The organism is Streptomyces longispororuber (genome assembly GCF_014656095.1).
GTDB lineage: Bacteria > Actinomycetota > Actinomycetes > Streptomycetales > Streptomycetaceae > Streptomyces > Streptomyces longispororuber.
On the sequence record NZ_BNBT01000100.1, the window covers coordinates 1 to 24,922 of the forward strand.

Annotated in this window: 19 protein-coding genes; 11 read left to right on the forward strand and 8 right to left on the reverse strand. The window is 72.2% G+C overall.

Going from position 1 to position 24,922, the window contains the following annotated elements; genetic code table 11:
• Positions 1–422 precede the first annotated feature (422 nt).
• Both IE330_RS25870 and ptsP read left to right on the forward strand, forming a co-directional pair.
• A complete protein-coding gene (locus IE330_RS25870; RefSeq protein ID WP_190138529.1) occupies positions 423–872 on the forward strand; it encodes a PTS sugar transporter subunit IIA in 450 nt (149 codons plus the stop codon).
• Between the two features lie 80 nt (positions 873–952).
• Entirely contained in the window at positions 953–2,623 is a 1,671-nt protein-coding gene (gene ptsP, locus IE330_RS25875; RefSeq protein ID WP_190138530.1) for a phosphoenolpyruvate--protein phosphotransferase, read from the forward strand.
• 85 nt (positions 2,624–2,708) lie between these two features.
• Here the strand turns inward: ptsP and IE330_RS25880 are convergent, their stop codons facing one another.
• Together IE330_RS25880 and IE330_RS25885 are read right to left on the reverse strand one after the other, a co-directional pair.
• Positions 2,709–3,596 (reverse strand): DUF8829 domain-containing protein, encoded by an 888-nt coding sequence (locus IE330_RS25880; protein ID WP_373314727.1) that lies wholly within the window; start codon positions 3,594–3,596, stop codon positions 2,709–2,711.
• Between the two features lie 77 nt (positions 3,597–3,673).
• The gene (locus IE330_RS25885) at positions 3,674–5,656 is read right to left on the reverse strand and encodes an acetoacetate--CoA ligase (protein WP_190138531.1); all 1,983 of its coding nucleotides are present in this window, start codon (positions 5,654–5,656) and stop codon (positions 3,674–3,676) included.
• Between the two features lie 211 nt (positions 5,657–5,867).
• Between IE330_RS25885 and IE330_RS25890 the strand changes: the two genes are divergently transcribed.
• Positions 5,868–8,228: a glycoside hydrolase family 31 protein gene (locus tag IE330_RS25890; protein ID WP_190138532.1), complete on the forward strand. Its 2,361-nt coding sequence runs from the start codon at positions 5,868–5,870 to the stop codon at positions 8,226–8,228.
• A gap of 79 nt (positions 8,229–8,307) precedes the next feature.
• Here the strand turns inward: IE330_RS25890 and IE330_RS25895 are convergent, their stop codons facing one another.
• A complete protein-coding gene (locus IE330_RS25895) occupies positions 8,308–8,841 on the reverse strand; it encodes an NUDIX domain-containing protein (protein ID WP_190138533.1) in 534 nt (177 codons plus the stop codon).
• A gap of 71 nt (positions 8,842–8,912) precedes the next feature.
• Between IE330_RS25895 and IE330_RS25900 the strand changes: the two genes are divergently transcribed.
• From IE330_RS25900 to glpK, 5 genes are all read left to right on the forward strand, one after another.
• On the forward strand, positions 8,913–9,716 hold the full coding sequence (locus IE330_RS25900; RefSeq protein WP_190138534.1) for a M15 family metallopeptidase: 804 nt from the start codon (positions 8,913–8,915) through the stop codon (positions 9,714–9,716).
• Positions 9,717–9,778: 62 nt separating this feature from the next.
• Complete coding sequence (locus IE330_RS25905; protein WP_190138535.1) at positions 9,779–10,225, forward strand: Zn-ribbon domain-containing OB-fold protein; 447 nt, start codon at positions 9,779–9,781, stop codon at positions 10,223–10,225.
• Positions 10,222–11,412 (forward strand): lipid-transfer protein, encoded by a 1,191-nt coding sequence (locus IE330_RS25910; protein ID WP_190138536.1) that lies wholly within the window; start codon positions 10,222–10,224, stop codon positions 11,410–11,412. Before IE330_RS25905 ends, IE330_RS25910 begins: the two co-directional genes overlap by 4 nt.
• Positions 11,413–11,979: 567 nt before the next feature.
• A complete protein-coding gene (locus IE330_RS25915; protein ID WP_190138537.1) occupies positions 11,980–12,735 on the forward strand; it encodes an MIP/aquaporin family protein in 756 nt (251 codons plus the stop codon).
• Positions 12,736–12,811: 76 nt separating this feature from the next.
• Positions 12,812–14,338, forward strand: a complete 1,527-nt coding sequence (gene glpK, locus IE330_RS25920; RefSeq protein ID WP_190138538.1) for a glycerol kinase GlpK — start codon at positions 12,812–12,814, stop codon at positions 14,336–14,338.
• A gap of 301 nt (positions 14,339–14,639) precedes the next feature.
• Here glpK and IE330_RS25925 read toward each other — a convergent pair whose 3' ends face one another.
• The 4 genes from IE330_RS25925 to IE330_RS25940 form a co-directional block, all read right to left on the reverse strand.
• Positions 14,640–15,245, reverse strand: a complete 606-nt coding sequence (locus IE330_RS25925; RefSeq protein ID WP_190138539.1) for a GTP-binding protein — start codon at positions 15,243–15,245, stop codon at positions 14,640–14,642.
• A gap of 303 nt (positions 15,246–15,548) precedes the next feature.
• Positions 15,549–15,953, reverse strand: a complete 405-nt coding sequence (locus IE330_RS25930) for a DUF742 domain-containing protein (protein ID WP_190138540.1) — start codon at positions 15,951–15,953, stop codon at positions 15,549–15,551.
• 9 nt (positions 15,954–15,962) lie between these two features.
• Positions 15,963–16,403 carry a roadblock/LC7 domain-containing protein gene (locus tag IE330_RS25935; RefSeq protein WP_190138541.1) on the reverse strand — a complete coding sequence of 147 codons (441 nt, stop codon included), beginning with the start codon at positions 16,401–16,403 and terminating at the stop codon, positions 15,963–15,965.
• Positions 16,400–19,537: a sensor histidine kinase gene (locus IE330_RS25940; protein WP_190138542.1), complete on the reverse strand. Its 3,138-nt coding sequence runs from the start codon at positions 19,535–19,537 to the stop codon at positions 16,400–16,402. Before IE330_RS25940 ends, IE330_RS25935 begins: the two co-directional genes overlap by 4 nt.
• Before the next feature lie 1,001 nt (positions 19,538–20,538).
• Between IE330_RS25940 and IE330_RS40080 the strand changes: the two genes are divergently transcribed.
• A complete protein-coding gene (locus IE330_RS40080; RefSeq protein WP_190138543.1) occupies positions 20,539–21,150 on the forward strand; it encodes a hypothetical protein in 612 nt (203 codons plus the stop codon).
• Between the two features lie 313 nt (positions 21,151–21,463).
• On the opposite strand, the gene IE330_RS25950 is transcribed toward IE330_RS40080, so the two are convergent.
• Entirely contained in the window at positions 21,464–21,820 is a 357-nt protein-coding gene (locus IE330_RS25950) for a bifunctional 3-phenylpropionate/cinnamic acid dioxygenase ferredoxin subunit (RefSeq protein WP_190138544.1), read from the reverse strand.
• Positions 21,821–22,656: 836 nt separating this feature from the next.
• Here IE330_RS25950 and IE330_RS25955 point away from each other — a divergent pair.
• Together IE330_RS25955 and IE330_RS25960 are read left to right on the forward strand one after the other, a co-directional pair.
• Positions 22,657–23,400 (forward strand): IclR family transcriptional regulator, encoded by a 744-nt coding sequence (locus IE330_RS25955; RefSeq protein ID WP_190138550.1) that lies wholly within the window; start codon positions 22,657–22,659, stop codon positions 23,398–23,400.
• A gap of 416 nt (positions 23,401–23,816) precedes the next feature.
• Positions 23,817–24,902, forward strand: a complete 1,086-nt coding sequence (locus tag IE330_RS25960; RefSeq protein ID WP_190138545.1) for an S-(hydroxymethyl)mycothiol dehydrogenase — start codon at positions 23,817–23,819, stop codon at positions 24,900–24,902.
• The last annotated feature ends 20 nt before the right edge of the window (positions 24,903–24,922 follow it).

The window sequence follows — 24,922 nt, forward strand, 5'->3', positions numbered from 1 at the left end:
CTTCGGTATTTCGTGTTTCCAACCCTACCAGATCCGTTTTCCGTTCCGTTCCCGGTCGGAATTCATTTCCGGTGGCCATTGGAGGGCCTTGCCTTTCGGCGGTACCGAACTCTACCAGGTCTTTTTCGGCTCCTTGTCCACGATCTTTCGTGAGCACACAGAACCAAATCCCGTGTGAGGATCCGACGTGATAGAGGCTGCCGGGCTGGGACGCTGACCGCGTCGCCTGGCCCCAGGCAGGACAACGACTGTACATCCCATGTCCGTGGCCACGCAAATCGTTTGTGCTGCGCTCCTACGGCCGCCAACCAGGAACCTTCGTGCGGAACCGGGACTTCCTATGACTTACGCTTCTGAACAGTGCGTCGTCCAGGACAGGTAGTGGCGGCGGTTACCCATCTCCACCCCCTGGGAGGCTTGCCATGACCAGCGTTATGTCCCCGCTCGCCGGACGCGCCATCGGACTCGCCGCGGTTCCGGACCCCGTCTTCTCCGGCGCGATGGTCGGCCCCGGCACGGCCATCGACCCCGTGCGTGAGGCGTCCGAGGCCGTGGCCCCCGTTGACGGCATCGTCGTCTCTCTGCACCCGCACGCCTTCGTCGTCGTCGACGACCAGGGCCACGGTGTGCTGACGCACCTGGGCATCGACACCGTCCAGCTCAACGGCGAGGGCTTCGAGCTCCTTGTCAACAAGGGTGACACCGTACAGCGCGGCCAGGCGGTCGTGCGCTGGAACCCCGCGGCGGTCGAGGCCGCCGGCAAGTCTCCGGTGTGCCCCGTCGTGGCTCTCGAGGCGACGGCCGAGTCCCTGGCCGACGTCGTCGAGAGCGGTGACGTGAAGACCGGGGACACCCTCTTTAGCTGGAAGTGACGTCGGCGCCGTCGGTGGACGACGGTGAGCAGGACAACCAACGCGGCGGCTGGGCCCGTCGCACTATCGGAGACGGTGAGATGGAGACAACGCTGCGAGGCGTCGGCGTGAGCCACGGGGTGGCCATCGGCGAGGTTCGGCACATGGGTACGGCGGTGCTCGAACCGCCTGCCAAGCAGATTCCGGCGGAGGAGGGCGGGCGCGAACAGGGGCGCGCCCGCCAGGCCGTCGAGGCCGTGGCCGCCGACCTGATGGCGCGCGGCAACCTGGCCGGTGGCGAGGCGCAGGCCGTGCTCGAGGCCCAGGCGATGATCGCGCAGGACCCCGAGCTGATGGCCGACGTGGACCGGCGTATCACCGTGGGCAGCTCGGCGGAGCGCGCCGTCTACGACGCCTTCTCCCACTACCGCGAGCTCCTCGCGGGCGCGGGTGAGTACATGGCGGGCCGTGTCGCCGACCTCGACGACGTGCGGAACCGTATCGTCGCCCGTCTCCTCGGCGTCCCGATGCCGGGCGTCCCGGACAGCGACGAACCGTACGTCCTCATCGCCCGGGACCTGGCGCCCGCGGACACCGCGCTGCTCGACCCGGCGCTCGTACTCGGCTTCGTGACCGAGGAGGGCGGGCCGACCAGCCACAGCGCGATCCTGGCGCGGGCGCTCGGCGTGCCCGCCGTCGTCGCGCTGCCCGGTGCCGGAGAGCTCGCCGAGGGCACGGTCGTGGCCGTGGACGGCAGCACCGGCGAGATCTTCGTGGACCCCAGCGCCGAGAAGCGCGCCGAGCTGGAGGCCGCTGCCGCCGAGCGCAAGGCCGCGCTCGCTGCCTCGACCGGGCCGGGCGCGACGTCCGACGGGCACAAGGTGCCGCTCCTGGCGAACGTCGGCGGTCCCGCCGACGTCCCCGCCGCGGTCGAGGCGGGCGCCGAGGGCGTCGGCCTGTTCCGCACGGAGTTCCTCTTCCTCGACGACAGCACCAAGGCGCCGAGCGAGGAGACGCAGGTCGAGGCCTACCGCAAGGTCCTCGAAGCCTTCCCGGAGGGCCGGGTCGTCGTGCGCGTGCTCGACGCGGGCGCGGACAAGCCGCTGGACTTCCTCACGCCGTCCGACGAGCCGAACCCGGCCCTGGGCGTGCGCGGGCTGCGCACCCTCCTCGACCACCCCGAGGTGCTGCGCACCCAGCTCACCGCGCTGGCCAAGGCCGCCGAGGGGCTGCCGGTCTACCTCGAGGTCATGGCGCCGATGGTCGCCGACCGTGCCGACGCCGAGGCCTTCGCCGACGCGTGCCGCGAGGCGGGACTGCGGGCGAAGTTCGGCGCGATGGTGGAGATCCCCTCCGCCGCACTGCGGGCGCGCTCCATCCTGCAGGAGGTCGAGTTCCTGTCGCTGGGCACCAACGACCTGGCGCAGTACACGTTCGCCGCCGACCGGCAGGTCGGTGCCGTGTCCCGGCTGCAGGACCCGTGGCAGCCGGCGCTGCTCGACCTGGTGGCGCTGTCCGCCGAGGCGGCGAAGGCCGAGGGCAAGAGCTGTGGCGTCTGCGGTGAGGCGGCGTCGGATCCGCTGCTCGCCTGTGTGCTGACCGGTCTGGGTGTCACCTCCCTGTCGATGGGTGCCGCTTCGATTCCTTACGTGCGGGCGACGCTCGGCAAGTACACGCTGGCCCAGTGCGAGCGTGCCGCGGCTGCCGCGCGCGCCGCGGACAGCGCCGAGGAGGCGCGCACGGCGGCGCAGGCCGTGCTGTCCGGCGAGTAGGTCGCGTCGGCCCGGACGGTCGTATCCGTCACCGGCTGATGTCCCGAGGGGCGCTCCACCTGGAGGTGGGGCGCCCCTCGGGCGTTCAGTGGTGGTGGCCTTCCTCCGATCCGTCGCTGCCGAGGTCGGGTGCCGCGCTGTAGTCGACGCCCGACTCCGGGGCGATGAGGTCGCCGGAGACGGCGTCGGTGCAGTAGGCGTCGAAGACCTCGGCCGCGGTGAGCGGGCACAGCCGCTCGCCCTCCAGGCGCCAGCCCTGGACGCGGTCGCCCGCCTCGGTACTCGTGCGCATGACGAGGCCGCCCGTACCGCCGGTGGCGATGCCGACCGCGAGGACCGTGGTGAACTCCAGGGCCTCGGTCTCGTCGAGGCGGGTGTGGCCCGCCCCGTCGTGTCCCGTGTGCAGCGCGGCGAGAAGGGTCTGGCCGTCGCACGGGACACTGCACACCAGGTGGCGGGGGCCCGCGCCCTCGGTGGCGAGGACGCGCATGAGCAGCTCGGAGGCGCGTGTGAAGGCGGACCTGCCGATGTCCACGCCGCACTCCGCGCAGGCGCCGATGCCGGCCAGGAGCATCGTCGCGTACTCCCACGTCGTCTGCCGGACGGTCTCGTCGACGAGGTCGGGGACGAGGTCGGCGAGCGCCTGGCCCTCGTACGGAGCGGTGGGGCCCGATGCCGCCAGCTCCGCGGCGAAGCGGGCGCGGCTGGCGGAGGCGTCCGGGTCGAGGCCGGACTCCGCGCAGAACTCCTCGTACTCCTCCGGGTCGAAGAGCGCGAGGCTCGTGAGCCTGCCCTGGGCCGCCTGCGCTTTGAGCAGGCCCTCGACCTGTTGGAGATAGGTCGGATGGTCGTCGAAGGTGAAGGTGCGGTAGCGGCGCATCGCCGCGAAGTCGTCGGCGTCGGCCAGCAGGCCGATGGTTCCGGCGACTTCGCGGTGCAGCGCGCGGCGCATGATGTGGGTGGTCCCCATGATTTCCCCCCTGCGGTCAGGTGATCAGTGCGTCACCCAACGTAGCGGGCACCACTGACAATGGCCGCTGAGCTGGGGTTTCAGGCGCGTTCGCGGCCGAGCTGCTCGTAGAAGCGGAGCAGTTCGACGTTGTCGACGGAGCCCGGGTTGACGGCCTTGGCCAGGGGGGTGCCCTGCAGGAGGCGCTTGACGGGGACTTCGATGCGCTTGCCGGTGAGGGTGTGCGGGATGCCCGGGACTTCGATGACCTCGTCGGGGACGTGGCGCGGCGAGAGCTGCGTGCGGATGGTGGTCTTGATCCGGGCGCGGAGGTCGTCGTCGAGGGTGGCTCCGGGGGCGAGGTGGATGAACAGGGGCATCCAGTAGCCGCCGTCGGGCTGTTCGACGCCGATGACGAGGGACTCGCGGATCTCCGGGAGGCGTTCGACGGCCTCGTAGATGTCGGCCGAGCCCATGCGGACACCCTGGCGGTTCAGCGTGGAGTCGGAGCGGCCGTGGATGACGACCGAGCCGCGTGCGGTGAGGGTGATCCAGTCGCCGTGGCGCCAGACTCCGGGGTAGGTGTCGAAGTAGCTGTCGTGGTACCGGCTGCCGTCCGGGTCGTTCCAGAAGTGGATGGGCATGGACGGCATGGGGTTGGTGACGACGAGTTCGCCGACCTCGTCGACGAGGGGCTTGCCCTGGGGGTCCCAGGCCTGCAGGTCGGTGCCGAGGCAGGGGGCCTGGAGTTCGCCGATGTGGACGGGCAGTGTCGGTACGGCCCCGGCGAAGCAGGAGCACACGTCGGTGCCGCCGCTGACGGAGGCGATCCAGACGGGGCCGGTCGCCTCGGCGAACGCGTCGCGCAGCCAGCGGAAGCCGTCGGGCGGGAGCGGTGAGCCGGTGGTGGCGACGCACCGCACGCGCGAGAGGTCGAAGTCGCGCGCCGGGTGGACGTCGGCCTTGCGGCAGGCCATGACGTAGGCGGCGGAGGTGCCGAAGAGGGTGGCCCCGGTGCGCTCGGCCACGCGCCACTGGGCGCCGGTGTCCGGGTAGCCCGGGCTGCCGTCGTAGAGGACGATCGTGGTGCCCGTGAGCAGGCCGGAGACGAGGAAGTTCCACATCATCCAGCCGGTCGAGGTGTACCAGAAGAAGCGGTCCTGGGGGCCGAGGTCGCAGTGCAGGCCGATCTGCTTGAGGTGCTCGACGAGGATGCCGCCCTGGGACTGGACGATGGCCTTGGGCAGGCCTGTGGTTCCGGAGGAGTAGAGCACCCAGAGGGGGTGGTCGAAGGGCACGGGCTCGAAGACGGGTGCCGTGTCCGCCGCGGTGAGCGCGGACCACTCCAGGGCGCCTTCGGGGGCCTCGGTGCCGAGCAGCGGGATGTGGACGACCGCGCGCAGGGTCGGCAGTTCGGCGCGCAGTTCGGTGACGGTGTCGCGGCGGTCGTGCGCCTTGCCGCCGTAGCGGTAGCCGTCGACGGTGAACAGGACGACGGGTTCGACCTGCTGGAAGCGGTCGAGGACGCTGCGGGCGCCGAAGTCGGGCGCGCAGGAGGTCCAGACGGCGCCGACGGCGGCCGTGGCGAGGAGGGCGACGACGGCCTGCGGGATGTTGGGCAGGTAGCCGCTGACACGGTCTCCCGGGCGCACTCCCAGGGTGCGCAGTTCGGCGGCCAGGGAGCCGACCTGGCGGCGCAGCTCGGACCAGGTGACGGTGGTGGGCTCGTGGGTCTCGTCGACGTGGAGGAGGGCCGGGGTGTCCGCGCGCGTGGGGTCCTCGCCGGCGCGCAGGGCGTGCTCGGCGTAGTTGAGCGTGGCGCCGGGGAACCATTGGGCGCCGGGCATGGAGCGGTCGCCGAGCACGCGCGTGTAGGGCGTGCTGAAGCGCACGTCGAACCACTCGGTGACGGCTTTCCAGAAGGTGTCGAGCTCGTCCACGGACCAGCGGTGCAGGGCCGCGTAGCCGCCGTCGGCGGGGGCTCCGTGGTGTTGGGCCGCCCAGGCCTGGAAGCGCGTGATCTGGGCGCCGGCGACCCGCTCCTGGTCCGGCTGCCAGAGCGGTGAGGGATTCGCTGTGGACATGCGGCTGCTCCTGGGCTCTACGCGTCGTGGGCGACTGGCGTGCGCACGCTCGGTGTGCGCGCGGCACGGCTGACAGGACGATGCCACGTGATCGACTTCCGCACCAGGGTGTGCCGCTCCGGAGCTGCTGGGCGACGGCTGACGGGGACCTTTGGTGAACGGCAGTTGAACGCGGCGGACCTGCTCTGTCTTCGGTGGCAGGGTGAGCAGCATGAAGGGTCGTGACCTGGTGCGTTCGATGAAGGTGGTCGGCTTGTCCGATACGGCCCAAAGGGTGCGCAAAGTGCGTTCCGCATGGCGTCGGCGGCGGGCCGACGCGGTCGGGCTGGTTCCTCGGGGGGCCGAGCGGGCGCGGACGCCCGGCCCTGTGACGATGGTCGAGCCGGGGCCGGGCGGTGGGGTGGTGCGGTTCGCGCGCTCGGAGCTGCGGGTGCGGGTGACGGTGGGCGGGGCCGTGTTCTGGGGCTGGGACGGGGCCGAGCCGGCTCCGTCGTACGCGCTGGTGGGCGGTAGCCCCGAGGCGGATCCCAGGGCGGTGTTGGAGCCCGACAAGGAGGGCGGCTGGCGCGTGGTGGCGGAGCGGGCGACGGTGGTCGTCTCGCGCCATGGGGCGCTGGAGCTGCGGACGCCGGGGGGCGTGGTGTTGCGGCGGGAGCTGCCGCCGCGCTGGTGGGAGCCGGTGGGCGGCGGTACGGCGCGGTGGGCGCAGCGGTCACAGGTGGCGGCGGACGCGCGGTTCTTCGGGCTCGGGGGGCGGGCTGCGGGACCCCGGCTCCGGGATGGGACGTACCGCTTGTGGAACACCGATCCGGGCGGTTCGTTCGAGCCGGGTGACGACCCGCTGTACATCACGATGCCGGTCCAGCTCGTGGTGGCCGACGTGGGGACGCACCTGGTGTTCCACGACAACACCTGGGACGGCTCGGTGACGCTGCGGGAGGGCCGGGAGGGCGCCGGTTCCGGCCACGACAGGATGGGGTCGTGCGAGGTGCGGATGGACGGGGGCCCTCTGCGGTGCTGGGTGATGGTGGGCACTCCCGCGCGCGTGCTGCACTCCTGGGTGGCGCTGACGGGTGTGCCCGCGGTGCCGCCCGCGTGGGCCCTGGGTCATCACCACGCGCGCTGGGGGTTCGGGAGCGAGCGTGAGGTGCGGCGGATCGTCGCGGGCTACCGGGAGCGCGGACTGGCCCTGGACGCCGTCCACCTGGACATCGACCACTTCGACGCGCATCAGGTGTTCACGGTCGACGAGGAGCGCTTCCCGGCGCTGCCGAAGCTGGCCGGGGAGCTGCGCCAGGACGGGATACGGCTGGTGTCGATCGTGGACCCGGCGGTGAAGGCGGCGCCGGGCAACGCCGTGTACGACAGCGGGACGGCGGCGGACGCGTTCGTGCGGGATGCTGCGGGCCGGGTCGTGCGGGGGCTCGTGTGGCCCGGGGAGGTGGTGTTCCCGGACTTCACGGCGGGGCGGGTGCGCAAGTGGTGGGGCGGTCTGTACGACGAGCGGCTGGCGCAGGGGTTCTCGGGTTTCTGGCACGACATGAACGAGCCGGTGTCGTTCGCGGCCTTCGGGGAGACGACGCTGCCCCGTTCGGCCCGGCACGCCTTGGAGGGGCGTGGTGGCGACCACCAGGAGGCGCACAACGTGTACGCCCTGGGGATGGCGCGTGCGGGGTACGAGGCCATGCGCGAACTGCGGCCCTCGGAGCGGCCGTTCTTGTTCTCGCGCTCCGGCTGGGCGGGAATGCAGCGCTACGGGGGGACGTGGTCGGGCGACGTGGCCTCCAGTTGGGCGGGGCTGCGGGCCTCGCTGGCCCTGGTGCTGGGTCTCGGTCTGTGCGGGGTGCCTTATTCGGGTCCGGATGTGGGCGGTTTCGGCGGTCATCCGTCCCCGGAGCTCTATCTGCGGTGGTTCCAGCTCGGGGCGTACCTGCCGCTGTTCCGTACGCACGCGGCTCTGCGGGCGGGCCGTCGTGAGCCCTGGGAGTTCGGGTCCGAGGTCCTGGAGCACGCGCGTGTGGCGCTCGACGAGCGTCGCAGGCTCCTGCCGTACTTCGTGACGCTGGCGCATCTGGCACGGCGTACGGGGGCACCGTATGTGCGTCCCCTGTGGTGGGGTTGTCCCGAGGACAGGGCGCTCAGGGACTGTGAGGACGCCTTCCTGCTCGGGGACTGCCTGCTGGTGGCGCCGGTCCTGTCGGAAGGGGCCACGCAGAGGGCTGTGCGGCTGCCTCCTGGGCGGTGGTACGACACGGCGACCGGCAAGGCCTACGAAGGAGCCGCCGAGGTGCTTCTGGAGGCGCCCCTGTCCCGCATACCGGTGCTCGCCCGGGCCGGCGCGGTGCTGCCCGTGCGGGGCGAGGACGGTCGGCTCGCCCTGGACGTCTGGGCGCCCGCGAAGGGCCGTACCGGTGGCGGTCTGGTGATCGCCGATGCCGGTGACGGGTGGGTCGAGCCGGAGCTGCTGCGCTACGGCGTGCGCTGGTGCGGGGAGGAGCTGCTGGTCGAGCGGGAGGGCGAGGGGGGCCGGAGCGCCGTGGAGCATCCCGTGCGGGTGCGCGGGACGGTGTAGGGCCCGTAGGGGCTGCCGCACCCCTCAGGGTCCGGGTGCGGTGGCTCCTCGGGGCTCGGGCCTTGCGGCCTCCCCCGGCTCAGATGTAGCGACCTTCGAACCAGGCCCGCACCACGGAGGTGTGCAGCGGGAAGGCGAGTTCGGCGGGGCGGTACAGGAGTTCCCAGCCCTCGGTCTCGTCCGTGGGGGTGGACTGCGGCAGATCGCCCGCGGGGCGCTCCGGGAGCAGGCCGAACAGGAGCAGGTGGCCGTCGGGCGAGCTGAGGGCCTCCACGATGCGGACGTCACGGCTCGCCGCGCTGATGCCGGTCTCCTCCTTGAGCTCGCGGACGACCGCGTGGCGCCAGTCCTCCCTGTGGTCGACGTAGCCCCCGGGCAGTGCGGTGCCCCCGCGCGCGGGGGCGATGGACCGGGTCACGACGACCAGGGAGGTGCCCTTCGTGTCGTACACCGGTTGCAGGGCGATGGCCACGGGCAGGGGGTTGCGGTAGACCACCGTGCCGCAGCGGGCGCAGGTGCGGGGCCAGCCCGTGACGTGGTCTCCGTAGTGCGCGCCGCAGCTCGAGCAGTGGGAGTCCGGCGCGGAGTCGGTGGTGTGCTGCGATGGGGACACGCGGCGGACTGTAGCCGATCCTGTGGCGGCGGTCTTCCGTGGAGTACCGCGTTGCTGGTAGACGCACGGATATGACAGCTTTCGCGACCGCCCTGCGCGGACTCACCGTCGCCGCAACCGCCCTGTTCGCCGTGGCCGCCGCGCCCGCGCCCGCCGAGGCACGGCCCGACCCGCACGCCCCGGAGGGGTTCGTGGCCCTGCGGGACGTCGACCCGACGATCCTCCAGGAGATGCGGTACGTCACGCCGCACAACTTCGTGGGTGAGCGGATCGATGGCTACCGGCAGCCGTTGTGCATCCTGACCGAGCCGGCGGCCAAGGCCTTGCACAAGGCGCAGCGCGCGCTGCTGCGGAAGGGCTACTCCCTCAAGGTGTACGACTGCTACCGGCCGCAGCGGGCCGTCGACCACTTCGTGCGCTGGGCTGAGGACTTGGGCGACGAGCGGATGAAGGCGGAGTTCTACCCCCGGGTGGACAAGTCGCGGCTCTTCGAGGACGGCTACATCGCGAAGAAGTCCGGGCACAGCCGGGGCTCCACGGTCGACCTGACGGTCGTGCGGCTGCCCGCGGCGCCGACCCGGCCCTACATCCCTGGGGAGCCGCTGAAGCCGTGCTACGCGCCCCGGGGCGAGCGGTTCCCGGACAACTCCGTGGACATGGGAACCGGGTACGACTGCTTCGACACGCTGTCCCACACGGACGATCCACGGGTCACCGGAAAGCAGCGTGCCCACCGGGATCTGCTGCGGAACGCGCTGACCAAGACCGGCTTCGTCAACCTGCCTGAGGAGTGGTGGCACTTCACGTACAAGCCCGAGATGTTCCCGGAGACGTATTTCGACTTCCCTGTGTCGCGCCGTTCGCTGCCCCGCTGACGCGGCGCGCTCCTCCGTGACACACTTCTGACACTCCGTCAGGTCTGTATCCGGGAGGTGGCGTGGCACGCAGGAAGGCGCCTGTAGTGGCGCGGTGGTTCGCCGGGGAGGGGGACGCTTTCCGTCTCCTCGGGACGCGGTGTTCCCGGTGCGGTGCCGTCTTCTTCCCCCGCGAGGACGACTTCTGCCGCAATCCGCAGTGCGGGGACGGCGAGCTGTCCGAGGTCGCGCTCTCACCGCGCGGGCGGGTGTGGTCGTTCACCGACGGGCGCTACCGCCCGCCCGCGCCCTACGTCTCCGACCCGGAACTTCCGTGGCGGCCCTACACGTTGATCGCTGTGGAGCTCGAGGCCGAGCGCATGGTGGTCCTGGGGCAGGGGGCTCCGGGCGTGACCGTGGCCGACCTGGAGGTCGGCATGGAGGTCGAGGTGGTGTCCGGCGTGCTGCACGAGGACGCGGAGACGACCTGGACGACGTGGCACTGGCGTCCCCTGGGGGTGAGGGCGTGACGGACGAGGTGGCGGTGCTCGGCGCGGGCATGCACCCCTGGGGCAAGTGGGGGCGCGGCTTCGTCGCGTACGGCACGGTGGCGGCCCGTGCGGCCCTCGCGGACGCGGGGGTGGACTGGCGGGACGTGGGCTCGGTCGTCGGCGCGGACACGGTGCGCGGTGGCTATCCGGGCTACGTGGCGGGAGCGACGTTCGCCAAGGCACTCGGCTGGCAGGGCGCGCGCGTGGCGAGCGTGTACGCGGCGTGCGCCTCGGGGGCCCAGGCCATCGCCACGGCACGCGCGCAGTTGCTCGCCGGGCTGGCCGACGTCGTGCTCGTGGTCGGCGCCGACGCGGCCCCCAAGGGGTTCTTCCGGCCGGCGGGCGGCGACCGGCCCGACGACCCGGACTGGCTGCGCTTCCGGGTCCTTGGGGCGACGAACCCGGCGTACTTCGCGCTGTACGCCCGGCGCCGGATGGCGGTGCACGGAGACACATTGGAGGACTTCGCCCGGGTCAAGGTGAAGAACGCTGCCCTGGGGGCGCGGAATCCGTACGCGCGCTACCGCAAGCCCGTCACCGGTGAGGACGTCGCGGCGTCGCCCGTCGTCGCCGATCCCCTGCGGCTGCTGGACATCTGCGCGACGTCCGACGGGGCCGCGGCGCTCGTCCTGTCCACCCTGGAGTACGCCCGGCGGCACGGGGCGCCCGACCCGGTGCGCATCCGCGCGGTGTCGACGGTCACGCCGACGTACCCGAACACCGTCCTGGACCTCCCGGACATCGCCACCGACTCGGCCGCGGCCGTGCCGCCGACCGGGCGGGCCTTCCGTGCGTCCATCGCGCACGCCGCGTACGAGGAGGCGGGCGTCGGCCCCGACGACCTCTCCCTGGCCGAGGTGTACGACCTGTCGACCGCTCTGGAGCTCCAGTGGTACGAGGACCTGGGCCTGTGCGGCGAGGGAGAGGGCGCGAAGCTGATACGGGAGGGTACGACCGCCCCCGGCGGCCGTATACCGGTGAACACCAGTGGCGGTCTGGCCTCCTTCGGCGAGGCGGTGCCGGCGCAGGCGATCGCCCAGGTCTGCGAGCTGACCTGGCAGCTCAGAGGCGTGGCCGGAGGCCGTCAGGTAGTGGGCGCCCGTGTGGGCATCACCGCGAACCAAGGTCTCTTCGGGCACGGTTCGTCGGTGGTCGTGGTGCGGTGAGCGGGACGGTGGCGTGGCACTGGGACGGAGGGTGTCCACGCCAGGTGCGGGGCTGATGTGCCTGGGGTGGTGGAGGGGAACACCGCCGTGCGAGGGCGTCGGCGTGGAGGCGGTGGCGGCACCGCCGTGGGTCGGTGCTCGCGCCGCAGGGCGGGCGCCGGTCAGCCCGTCCTGTGAGCAGCGGGCACGCGCGCGTGGTGTCCCGCGGTGGGGCCAACGGGTCGTCGGAGACGGAAGGGAGAGTGCCGGTCAACCGGTGATGTCAGCGTCCTTGACGCTCCATCACGGCCGGTGAACACTTCCCGGTGTCAGTCGGCATCGCCGTTTCCCGGCTCCACGCCGCTCTGGGCCCGTGCGCTCCCAGGCTCGTCACCGAAGGGCCTGTTCAACGGGTTGTCCCCCCACGGGCGATGCGACTGTGACGGCACGCTCGCCACCGGGGCCGATCGGGGCGCGGGAGCTCCTGCCCAGGGCGGACGCCGCCGTCCGTGACCGGGCTGTAGTCGTGGGAAACGCACCCTGCACGGATCCGGGGCCGTCGCCCCGGGCGAGGGCCTAGGAGCCGCCATGTACGCGAACGGGGACATCTTCGTCGGTGAGATCATCGGCACCGCCATCCTGATCCTCTTCGGCGCCGGTGTGTGCGCCGCCGTCACCCTCAACTACTCGAAGGCCAAGTCGGCGGGCTGGATCGTGATCGCCTTCGGGTGGGGCTTCGGCGTGATGGCGGGCGCGTACACCGCCGGTCCGCTGTCCGGCGGTCACCTCAACCCCGCCGTGACGCTCGGCATCGCCATCGACACCGGCAAGTGGGACAAGGCCTGGCTCTACGTGGCGGGGCAGATGGTCGGGGCGGTCGTGGGGGCCGTGCTGGCCTACCTGGCGTACTTCGCGCAGTTCAACGCCAACGTGCCGGGAGGCGGCAAGGGGAGCCGGCTGCTGGGGCAGGGGGCCACGCCGACGCTGGGCATCTTCTCCACCATCCCGGAGATCCGGAACCCGGTCGCCAACCTCGTCACCGAGGTCATCGGGACCGTCGCCCTGGTCCTTCCGGTCCTCGCCTTCGGGCTCACCGAGGGGCTCGGCGAGTCCGGCACGCAGACGCTGCTCGTCGCCTTCCTGGTGGTCGGCATCGGCCTCTCGCTCGGCGGGCCCACCGGCTACGCCATCAACCCGGCGCGCGACCTGGGGCCGCGCCTCGTCCACCAGTTCCTGCCGATCCCCAACAAGGGCACCTCGGACTGGGGGTACGCCTGGGTGCCGGTGGCCGGTCCCCTGATCGGCGGGGCCTTGGCGGGCCTTCTCTACAACGCAGCCTTCTGAGCGGCCGCCCGGGCGGTCTCCCGGCCGGGCGGGCAGCCTCCGACGCCCCCGAGCAGCCTTCCGACAAGGAGGAGCCATGACGGACAGCTCCGAGAAATTCGTCGCCGCCATTGACCAGGGCACCACGTCCAGCCGCTGCATCGTCTTCAACCAGGACGGTGCGATCGTCGCTGTGGACCAGCGCGAGCACCGCCAGATCTTCCCCAAACCCGGCTGGGTGGAGCACGACGCCACCGAGATCTGGTCCAAGGTGCAGGCCGTGGTGGCGGGGGCGGTCGCCAAGGCCGGGCTGCGCGCCGACCAGCTCAGCGCCCTCGGCATCACGAACCAGCGGGAGACCACGGTCCTGTGGGACCGCTCGACGGGCAAACCGGTGCACAACGCCGTCGTCTGGCAGGACACGCGTACCTCCGCGCTCTGCGCCGACCTGGGCGGCACGGACGGCCAGGACCGCTTCCGCGAGCGGACCGGGCTGCCCTTGGCGAGCTACTTCTCCGGGCCCAAGGCGGCCTGGCTGCTCGACAACGTGCCGGGGCTGCGGGTGCGCGCCGAGCGCGGCGACATCGCGTTCGGCACCATCGACTCCTGGCTGATCTGGAACCTCACCGGAGGCACCGACGGCGGCGTCCACGTCACGGACGTCACCAACGCGGGACGCACGATGCTGATGAACCTAGACACCCTCCAGTGGGACGTGTCGATCCTGGCGGCGATGAACGTGCCCGAGGCGGTCCTGCCGGAGATCAGGTCGTCGGCCGAGGTCTACGGGACGGCCGTGGGGCAGCTCGCCGGGGTGCCGGTCGCCTCCGCCCTCGGCGACCAGCAGGCGGCCGTCTTCGGGCAGGCCTGCTACGACACCGGCACGGCCAAGAACACGTACGGCACGGGCAGCTTCCTGCTCCTGAACACCGGCAACAGGCCGGTGCCCTCCAAGCACGGGCTGCTCACGACGGTGGGCTACAAGATCGGCGGCGAGGCGCCCGTCTACTGCCTGGAGGGGTCCATCGCGGTCACCGGCGCGCTCGTGCAGTGGTTCCGGGACCAACTCGGCATCATCCGCACGGCCGACGAGATCGAGCCGCTCGCGGCGAGCGTGGACGACAACGGCGGCGCCTACGTCGTGCCCGCGTTCTCCGGCCTGTACGCCCCGTACTGGCGCTCCGACGCGCGGGGCGTCGTCACGGGCCTGACCCGGTACGTGACCAAGGCCCATCTGGCCCGTGCCGTCCTGGAGGCGACGAGCTGGCAGACCCGCGAAGTCGTCGACGCGATGTACCAGGACTCCGGTGTGCGCATCACCACCTTGAAGGTGGACGGCGGCATGACCAAGAACCACCTCCTGATGCAGCACCAGGCGGACGTCCTCGACGTGCCCGTGATCCGGCCCAGGGTCGCCGAGACGACGTGTCTGGGCGCCGCGTACGCCGCCGGGCTCGCGACGGGCGTGTGGCACGACCTGGACGAGCTGAAGGCTCATTGGCAGCGCGACGCGGAGTGGACCCCCCGGATGGGCGCGCAGGAGCGCGACCGGGAGTACCGCAACTGGCGCAAGGCGGTGGAGCGCAGCTTCGGCTGGCACGAAGAGGGCGCGGAGGGCGCGTAGGGCCAGGGGGGCTAGGGTCCGGGCGGGCTTGGCGCTGCTGGGTGCCGCGCGTCGGCGGGCACGCGCGCGTGGAGTGCGACGTCGCGTACGCGCGCGTGGCTCGTTCGGCAGCGGCGCGTGGCACGTGGTCGTGCGGTACGCGCGCGTGGTGGACGGCCGTACCGTACGCGCGCGTGGCGGACGGTTGCTCGGTACGCGCGTGGTGGGTGGTCTGCCGTACGCGCGCGTGATGGACGGCGGCTCGTACCCCGGTCGGCGGGGGTGCGGGCCGCTCCCGCGCTCCGGGGGCGCGGGGAGGGCTTCAGGTGGTGACCGGCTCGCGGGCCGCGGCGCCGACCGCCATGGCGTGCTCGACCACGTCGATGAGGACCTCCTTGACGGACTCCTTCTCCCGCGCGTCGCACAGCACCACCGGGGTGCCCGGGTCCAGGTCGAGTGCCTGGCGCACCTCTTCGGCCGGGTAACGGGTCGCGCCCTCGAAGCAGTTGACGCCGACCACGAAGGGGATGGAGCGGCGTTCGAAGTAGTCGACGGCCGCGAAGCAGTCCTCCAGGCGCCGGGTGTCGGCGAGCACCACGGCGCCGAGCGCGCCGGTCGCCAGCTCGTCCCACAGGAACCAGAAACGGTCCTGCCCGGGGGTGCCGAAGAGGTACAGGACGAGGTCCTCGCGCAGCGTGATGCGGCCGAAGTCCATGGCCACGGTGGTGGTGTGCTTGCCGGGGACGCCGTTCAGGTCGTCGACCGGCCGGCCCGCCTCACTGAGGGCCTCCTCCGTGCGCAGGGGTTTGATCTCACTGACCGCGCCGACCAGGGTCGTCTTGCCCACGCCGAAGCCACCCGCCACCAGGATCTTCAGCGTGACCGGCTCGACGGGGGCCGTACCACGTGGGGAACGCTTGAAGATCATCGCTCTCTTCTCCTGCATCAGTCATCGAGGTCTCGGGTGCGTCAGTTGGGACGGAGTGCGTCGCATGGGACACGTGCGCCGTGCGTCGCATGGGACACGTGCGCCGTGCGTCGCATGGGACACGTGCGCCGTGCGTCGCATGGGACACGTGCGTCGTCCGCGCCGGGTGGCGACCCACGCCGCCCCGGCCCCTTCGGCCCGGGCGCCTCGTACGGGGCACCGGTGACGGCCTGGGTGATCTGCACGCCCCCGTCGGGGCGGAACGGCCGGCCAGTCACGTCTCCATACCCACTCCCGCGCTGGTCAGAGCGCCCGGAGGCCGTCGATCACGTCGCGCAGGATACTTTCGTCCGGCAGTTCGGCGGGCGGCACCGGACGGGTCACGTGCACCAGGCGGTCATCCACGAGGTCGCCGATCAGGACGCGTACCACGCCGATCGGGAGGTCGAGTTCCGCGGCGAGTTCCGCGACGGACTGCGGACTGTCGCGACACAGGTCGACGATGTCCACGTGCTCCGGTGACAGCGTCTGGTCGGCCTCCGTGTCGTCGGCGCGGGACTCCGCGACCACGACCGCGATCAGGTCGAGGCGGTGCTGCGCCGGGCTCGTGGTGCGTCCGCGCGTCATGGCGTACGGGCGCACCACCGGGCCGGCGTCGTCGTCGAACCAGCGAGGTGTCGAGGAAAGGGCGTGACCGTCGTCGCTCATGCCCTCCCACTACCCTCCCGTGGGCAGGTCGGTGCGCGGCGCCGTACCCAGGTGCACACCCACCCTCTTGACCAGCAGCGTCATCTCGTACGCCACCAGGCCGACGTCGGAGTCCGCGTCCGCGAGAACGGCGAGACAGCTACCGTCACCCGCGGCCGTGACGAAGAGGAACGCGTCGTCCAGTTCGACGACGGTCTGCCTGACCTTCCCGGCGTCGAAGTGGCGCCCGACGCCCTTGGCGAGGCTGTGGAAGCCGGAGGCCACGGCGGCGAGGTGTTCGCTGTCCTCCCGGGTGAGGTTCTTCGACACGCCCGTGGGCAGGCCGTCGCCGGAGAGCACGAGCGCTTTGCGGATGCTGGCGACACGCTCCACCAGTTCGTCGAGCAGCCAGTTCAGCTCTCCCGATCCCCCGGTCGCGGTGGTGCGTGCGTCAGCCTTCGGTGCGGTCATCGACCGTCCCCCTCAGATGTCGTTCCTGGTGCTGTGCCGTCAGGGGCGCTGTCGCCCGCGGCGTTCTCTTCGCGGCCGCGCTGCCAGCCACGCTGGAGCGCGGCCATCCGGCTGCGTACCTCGTCGGCGTCGCGTTCCTCCGGCCTGTCGACGGCGGCCGGGGCGGGGTCGCGTTCCGTACGGCGGTCTGGGCCGTCCTTGAGCTGCGGGGCGAGGTTCGCCTGCCGGACCCGGCGCGGCAGCCCGCCCAGGGTGGTCGTACCGGCCTCCTGGGGTGCCGTCCCGGTGCTGCCTGCGGCCCGGTCCATGGGATCCCTGTCCGTCCTCGGCGCCCGGTCCGCACCCGGTGCCGTGTCCGTGCGGGCGGTGCCCCCGGGGCCGTCCGCGGCCGGGCGGCGCCGGGGCAGGAGCGGCTGCGGCCGCGGGTCGTTCTGGTCGGTGGGGCCGTCGAGGCGCGGTCGGCGTGGCAGGTCGAGCCCCGCGCGTCCGGAGGCGGTGTCGCGGGCGGGGGCGCCGTCGGGGCGGGTGTCCCGGGGGGTGAGGCCGGCGGGCCGGGTGTCCCGGGCCGGACCGCGCCCTGGGCGGCCGCCCAGGGTGTCGCGGTGGCCGCGGATGTCGTCTTCAGGAGCCCCGAAGCCCCCGACCTGATGGCGGGCCCGTCCGTCGTCCTCGGGAGTGCCGGTCCCCGTGGTGTCACGGACGTCCCTGGTGCGGGCGGACGCGGGGTCCACGCGGCGGCCGTGCGACGAGACCAGCTTCGGGGTGCGGCGACGTGGCAGCGGCACGGGGTCCCCGGGGGCACGGTCGTCATCCAGGGGGACGTCCCTGCCGGACAGCTCGCGGGCAGGGCCGGAGAGGGCGTGGGGTGCGGGGTCGGCGGCGCGGGCGGGTTCTCCGCGCGCCGGCTGACGCTCGTCGCGCGCCTGCTGATGCTGGTCCCTAGGGGCCCCGGTGGCGCGACGGCGGGGCCGGAAGAGTCCGCCGCGCTCGCTGTCGGGGTCCTCGAGTTCGTCTAGTTCGTCGATTTCGTCGATTTTTTCGAGCGTGCTCGGGTAGCCGTCGAGGCCCGCCATGCCGACGGGTGCCTCCAGTTCGACGGGGCCGTCAAGGACGGAGGCGGGCAGGCCGGGGAGTTCGACGGGGACCTGCGCGAGGGCCGACGTACGGTCGCTGCGGGGGCCACCGGTCACGGGGGCGGGCTGTGCCCGGTCGAGGCGGAAGCCCGCGCCCCCGGTGTCGGAGACGTCGTCCGTGAGCAGGGACTCCGGGATGAACACGACGGCCGTCGTCCCGCCGTACGGGGAGGGCTGCAGCGAGACACGGACGCGCTGGCGCTGGGCCAGGCGGCTGACGACGAACAGGCCGAGCCGGTCGGTGTCGGACAGTTCGAACTCGGGGGTCTCGGCGAGGCGGAGGTTGGCGTCGAGGAGCGCGTCGGGGGCCATGCCGAGGCCCCTGTCGTGGATCTCCAGGGTGAAGCCGTTGGCGACGTGCTCCCCGAGGACCTGCACCGCGGTGTGCGGCGGCGAGAACACCGTGGCATTCTCCAGGAGTTCGGCCAGCAGGTGGGTGAGGTCGGCGACGGCGGGCCCGGTGACCGCGATGCGGGGCAGGCGGCGTACCTCGATGCGTTCGTAGTCCTCCACCTCGGCGACGGCCGCGCGGACGACGTCCATGAGCTGGACGGGCTTGCGCCACTGCCGGGAGGGGGCGGCGCCGGAGAGGATCACGAGGCCTTCGGCGTGCCGTCGCATACGAGTGGTCAGGTGGTCGAGGCGGAACAGGTCGGCCAGTTCGTCGGTGTCCTCGGTCCTGCGTTCCATGGTGTCGAGGAGCGTGAGCTGCTTGTGCAGCAGGACCTGGCTGCGGCGGGCGAGGTTGACGAACACCTCGGAGACGCCGCGCCGCAGGTCGGCCTGTTTCACGGTGGCTTCGACGGCGGCGCGCTGGAGGGTGTTGAGGGCCTGGCCGACCTGGCCGATCTCGTCCTTCTCGTAGCTCAGGCGCGGCGCCTCGGTCTCCACGTCGACCTGTTCGCCCGCCGCGAGGCGGCGGAGCAGGCCGGGCAGCCGCACGCCGGACGCCTCGTGGGCCTCCAGGCGCAGCCGCCGCAGGTCGCGGATGAGGCCGCGGCCGATGCGCACGGACAGCACGATGGAGGTGACCACGGCGAGCAGGCCCACCACGCCGGCGATGGCCAACTGCACGATCACGCTGACCGCTTCGGGACGCGCCCGGTCACGCAGGCGGTCGATGGCCGCGTCGTTGCGCTCGGCAAGACCCAGGAGGACCTTCTCCGCCTCCTGGTTCCAGCGGGACGAGGTCACCCCGCGCGGAGTACCGGGCCCGGAGTCCGCGAGGGCCTTCTCGGCGTCGCGCAGCCGGGCGGTCTCGGCTCCGTTCCAGTAGCGCTCGTAGCGGGCGCGCTCGCCGTCGGGGAGCTGGGCGAGGCTGGTGTCCAGGAGCAGGGAGCGCTGGGCCATCAGGTCGGTGACCTGGCGGATCTCGGGCTTGGTGAGGGCGCCCGCGACCAGGGCGGAAGCGACCAGTGCGTCTTCCCGCGAGAGGAGTTCGCGCGCCTGGTCGACGCCCACGAGTGCACGGCTCTGCGCGGTGATGCTCACGTCGTCCAAGGCGTTGAGCGTCGTCAGGAAGCCGTAGCAGGGGTCGATCAGGCGCGTGTACATCTTCAGCGCCTTCTCGCGACTGATGGTGCCTTCCTCGACGGTGCGGCGCAGGGCGGCGATGCCGTCGAAGGCGTCGAGGACGGCGGAGAGGCGTTCCTCGGAGTGGCCGTCGAGGACCTCGCGGGAGTCGGAGTCCTTCGCCGCCGACCTGACCTTCGCGACGAGTTCGTCCGTGGCGTCGCGGCTGCTGCGCAGCGCGGCGTGCGCGTCCGACGCGCGGGGGTCGGCGAGGTGGACGAGCGTCTGGCGCCGCTCCTCCTGGATGACTTGGACCGTGTCCTGAATGGGTTTGGCCAAGTCGTCGATGATGTAGGCGGTGTCGATGAGCTTGTTGGCCTCACGCCCGGTCACGAACGTGGCGAATCCCCAGATCGCCGTGAGGGAGACGAGCGGCACGAGCAACAACGCCACGATCTTCCTGCGGATCGACTTCCCGCGAAAGCGCATGGCCTCCCCCAGCTCGGGCCCCGAACGGCCGCGCGAATGGCCCAGGGGCACGCATGTGCGTCAACAAACGGCGCGAGCCTACTACTGACGCACGAGCAACTCGAAGACACGTCCGGACGCTTTTCAGCCGTGACGCGAAACGGACGTGGGCAGTTGTCCGCCCATTGCGGGAGATTGCCTCCCGCCTGCGGCGGAGGACACGTGACGCCACGACCCCCGCCTGCGGGGCCAGTTGGCCTGAAGTGTGCGTCGGGGGCACCCGATCACTCGTGCGGGTGACATCTCGGTCCGGGCGGGAGGGGCGGGAATCTTCGGCCCGGCCCGTTCGTCGATCAGTACGGAAGGTGAGCACGGGCTCGAACGGGCGGAGGGGCCCGGCGGGTGCGGTGCCGCGAGGGCGAACGGTGAGGAACGGTACGGCGCTTCGCGTAAAGCGGCGTAAAACGGGCAGGCAGTGGAGGGTCGGGCATGAGCATGAGGCTCTCGGTGGCTGTGAGGCTCCCCATGGCATACGAACGACGACCGCGTACGGGAACGCTTCATACGCGAACGAAAGGCGTAAGAGGCCCAGTTGGGGCGCGCTGCAGAGCAGCGAAGGTCCCGGGCGGCGGGCAGGGGCTGGACGTAAGGGCGCGTCGCGACGAGGGCATGCGCGGGCTGCGCGGGCTGCGCGGGCTGCGCGGGCTGCGCGGGCTGCGCGGGCTGCGCGGGCTGCGCGGGCTGCGCTTGGGAACGACGGGCGAGGGTGGTGGGTACGGGGTGCGCTTGAGGGGCATGCGGGTGGCGTTGAAGACCACACATGAGGGCGGCGCGCCCGGGCTGCGATGGGTAGCCACGCGTGCGGTCGGATCGCACGGATCGCGCGTCATAGCGGCAGCAGCCGTGAGCCGCATACATGCGCGCGAGGACCGCATACCGGGATCGTGTACGTGGAGGGCTGACGACGCCTCCGTGCATGGGGGCACGGCACGGCGCAAGGCCGCGGGGGGAGTGACGAGTTGATGGAGACGACGGAGCGCGTCCGGACGGCGGGGGCGCGCCTGGGCAGCGAAGTGACGGGCGGGGGCGAACAGTTGAATGAGCGGTGGGATGCCGCGGCCGGGCCGGGGGCTGACACCGAGTCTCGTGTGAGGGCCCACGGAGCCAGGGGAGACAATCGAGGGCCCGGCAGGCACGGAGGGCCGACCGGCGGGCGCGGAGGGCCGACCGGCGGGTACGCGCCGCGGCGGCAGCTATGGGTGGAGGAACCCGCGGCCCGCCCCCGCCTGCCGGACCCGGTACGCAGGGCCGCCGTCAGGGCCGTGCTCATCGTGGCGGTGACGCTCGTCCAGGCGATGACGGCGTTCTTCTGCGCGCTGGCGGAGTCCTGGCTGGCCTTCCCCATGGTGCTCAGCAGTGTGGCCAGCACGGTGGCGGCCACCTGGGGCGTGCTCGACGTATGGGTCACCCGCCAGGTGTGGAGCCAGCGCAACGGCGTCGTCTCGGCCCCGAGCAGCACGGCCCGACAGCTCCGGCGCGAGCGACGCCGAGCCCGCCGCGCGGCCCGGGCAGCCGCCCGGGCGAGCGAGGACATACGGGGGCGGGGCGCGACGGGGCGGCTGTCGCATCCCTGAGGCTGTGGTGGTGCGCCCCCGCGAGGGGCTGAGAGCTTGACCGGTGCCACGTGACACGCGCCGCGTGACAGTTGCCATGTGGCGTGGTGAGCGGCGAGGCGTGTGCTGTGCCGGGCACGTTCCGGGGCGCAGGCGGGCGGATCCCTGCTGGTGAGGCCTGGCCTGTAATGGGACGATGGTCGAGTCGAGTTGCGGTCAAGGCGGGGGCAGCCTGGGTGACGGCGGCATGGCGCTGAGCGCCACGCCACGCACCATCTGCCTCCGTGTCGGTGGAGTCGGCCGTCCTCATCGGGCAGAGGTCTCTGGCCTCGCCTTATGCGGCGGAGCCCTCCCCCGTCGACGTGCCCGACTCGGCCGGGGCCGAGGGCGAGCCTGCCACATGGACGTGGACCATGCCGCCCACCACGCTCACACGGTAGGTGCGCACGGGCCGGCGTGCGGGCAGGCAGGTCGGTTCGCCCGTCCTGAGGTCGAACGTGGCCGCGTGCAGCGGGCATTCGATCAGGCAGCCTTCCAGCCAGCCGTCCGAGAGGGAGGCGTCCTGGTGGCTACAGGTGTCGTCGACGGCGTACAGCTCGCCGTCAGCGTTGAACACCGCGATGGGTGGGGTGGTGTCGACGCGAACGGACTCGCCCGCGGGGAGCTCGTCGAGGCGGCAGACGGGGAGCATGGTGTCCCTTCGGTTCTCTTGGCGGGGCGCGGCAGGCTTTCCGCGCTGGGTGGGGCTGTCTTTCGAGCCCTCTGGATCAAGAAGCGATGCGTAGCGGCCAGGCGAGGTGAGCCGGAGTGAGGGGGCGAGCGCGGGTGGCACCGGGCTGGGGCGAGGACACTGGGCCGGACCTGGTGGTGAGGCCGGGGTAGGTGGTGAGACTGCGAGCGGGGGTGAGGCCGGGCTCGGTGGTGAGGCCGAGGTCAGCAGTGAGGTAGGGATCGGTGGGGCGCAGGTGGACTGTGACGGGCGGATGTTGGCCGAGTTGCCGCTGACGGAGCTCGCCAGGCGCCCGGGTGAGCTGTTCGGGAGCCTCGAACCTCCAAGGGAGCTGGGCCAAGTGCAGCAGGGTGACGCAGCTTCGGTCCGGGAGAGCGGCACGAGCGGCTCCGAGGTGATGAAAGTGCGGCTCATGTCAGGCAGAGACGCGCAGGTTCGGATCATGCGGGGCCCCGGGCTACGAGCTACGGACCCCGGGCGCCAGAACGCCGGAGCCCCGGAGCGGCGAAGCGCCGAAGCGCCGAAGCGCCGGGTCATGTTCGCCCCGTTTCAGCCAAGGGCTCTTCGAATAGCATGGGTTTCATATGACGCACCACAGAGTGCTATACGCAACAGAATCCGATGGGACGTCCCCGGCGTCAAGGGCTTCCCTGGGCCGCGGCATCAACCAGCCGCCGAACGGTGAGAGTTGAGATATGACCGGCACGCCGAAAAGCCCTGACCAGACCGCGGGTTCGCGCCGGCGGCCGCCCGGGCCGGAGAAGTCCGACCGGCAGTCCCGCGGGGCAGCGGGCTCGGTGCAGTCCGTGGACCGTGCCGTGAGCGTCCTGGAGATCCTCGCCCGGCACGGCGAAGCGGGGGTCACCGAGATCGCCGACGAGCTGGGAGTGCACAAGTCGACGGCGTTCCGGTTGCTCGGCGTCCTGGAGAACCGCGGCCTGGTCGGCCAGGCCAAGGACCGTGGCAAGTACTTCCTCGGCGCGGGTGTGCTGCGCCTCGCGGGTGCCGCGGCCGTGCGCATGGACATCTCGCAGGAGGGCGCGCCGGTCTGCCGCGAGTTGGCGGACGAGCTGGGCGAGACGGTCAACATCGCGGTCCTGGACGACGATGCCGCGGTCAACATCATGCAAGCGCGCGGACCCGCGTCCGTGACCGCGCAGAACTGGCTCGGCCGGCGCACCCCGCTGCACGCCACCTCCAGCGGCAAGGTGCTCCTCGCCCACCTGCCGACGACTCTGCGCGAAGGCCTCGTCGCCCGTACGCTGCCACGTCTCACCGAGCACACCGTGACCGGGACGGCTGCGCTGCGCGGTGAACTGGACACCGTCGTTGAGCAGGGATTCGCCACAGCCGTTGAGGAGTTGGAGGTGGGGCTCGCCGCCGTCGCCGCGCCGGTGCGGGCGCACGACGGCAAGGTGATCGGGGCGCTCAGCGCGTCCGGGCCGGTGTACCGGCTGACGCAGGACCGGCTCACGGAGCTGGCCAAGCGTACGGTCGCGGCGGCCGCGGAGCTGTCGCGGCGCATGGGCTACAGCCTCTGATCCGAGCGCGCCGCACTGTTTCTGCCGCGATGGCCCTGCGGGCGCGGGGGCGCGGCCGACCCCCGGCCGCAAAGTGCCCACGCGCGCGGCGACTTCGGGCCATGGTGCGCCTCGGACTCCCCTAGCCCCACGAGCACCGCGCCCAACAAGCGCGCCGCCCTCAAACCACCCAGCACCCAAGCACCCCTCCGCACGCAGGCACCCATGTACCCAGGCACCCAGACCACGTCAGCACGCGGTTCGTCGCGCAGGCCCGCCGCGCGGTGGAGCGTGCCCCTGCGGGCGGCTTCCGCGCCCCCTTGACGGGGCCTTGACGGCGCTCGCACGATGTCTCTGATAGCGCAACTGATCGTGGAGTACGCAACAGCAGCCACGTTTGCGCGGAGGCGCGCAACGTCCCGCAGAGGAGCTTGGTCGTGCCGCACGAGGTCCGTGGCGTTGTCGCCGCGAAGAAGGGCGAACCCGTCGAGGTGCAGACGGTTGTCGTGCCGGATCCCGGACCGGGAGAGGTGCTCGTCTCCGTGCAGGCCTGCGGGGTCTGCCACACGGACCTGCACTACCGGGAAGGCGCGATCGGTGACGGCTTCCCGTTCCTGCTCGGGCACGAGGCCGCGGGGACGGTCGAAGACGTCGGGGAGGGCGCTTCGGGGCTGCGCCCGGGTGACTACGTGGTCATCGCCTGGCGTGCCCCGTGCGGAGTGTGCCGCTCCTGCCTGCGCGGTCGCCCCTGGTACTGCTTCGACTCCCGCAACGCGGCCCAACCCATGACGCTCCTCGACGGCACCCCGCTGACCGCCGCGCTGGGCATCGGCGCGTTCGCGCAGAAGACGCTGGTCGCGGCGGGGCAAGCCGTGAAGGTCGACCCCGCGGCGCGCCCGGAGGCCGCGGGACTGATCGGCTGCGGCGTGATGGCCGGGTACGGGGCCGCCGTGCACACCGGAGGCGTGCGGCGCGGTGACACCGTCGCCGTCATCGGCTGCGGCGGCGTGGGCTGCGCGGCGATCGCCGGGGCCACGCTGGCCGGGGCCCGGCGCGTCATCGCGGTGGACGTCGACGACGCGAAGCTCGACGGGGCCACGCGGTTCGGGGCGACCGACACCGTCAACTCCCGCGGCACCGACCCGGTCGCGGCGGTGCGCGGGCTCACCGGCGGCTTCGGCGTCGACGTGGCGATCGACGCGGTCGGTGCCCCGGAGACGTACCGCCAGGCCTTCTACATGCGCGACCACGCGGGCACCCTCGTCCAGGTCGGTGTGCCCGACCCGGCGGCGACCGTCGAGCTGCCGCTCATCGACCTGTTCTCACGCGGCGGCGCGCTCAAGTCCTCCTGGTACGGGGACTGCCTGCCCACGCGGGACTTCCCCGTCCTTGTCGACGAGTACGTGCGCCGCAGGCTCGACCTCGGGGCGTTCGTCAGTGAGCGGATCACGCTCGACGAGGTCGAGGAGGCGTTCGACCGGATGCGGACCGGCAAGGTGCTGCGCTCGGTGGTGGTGCTGTGACCGCCGGGCGAGACGGAGCC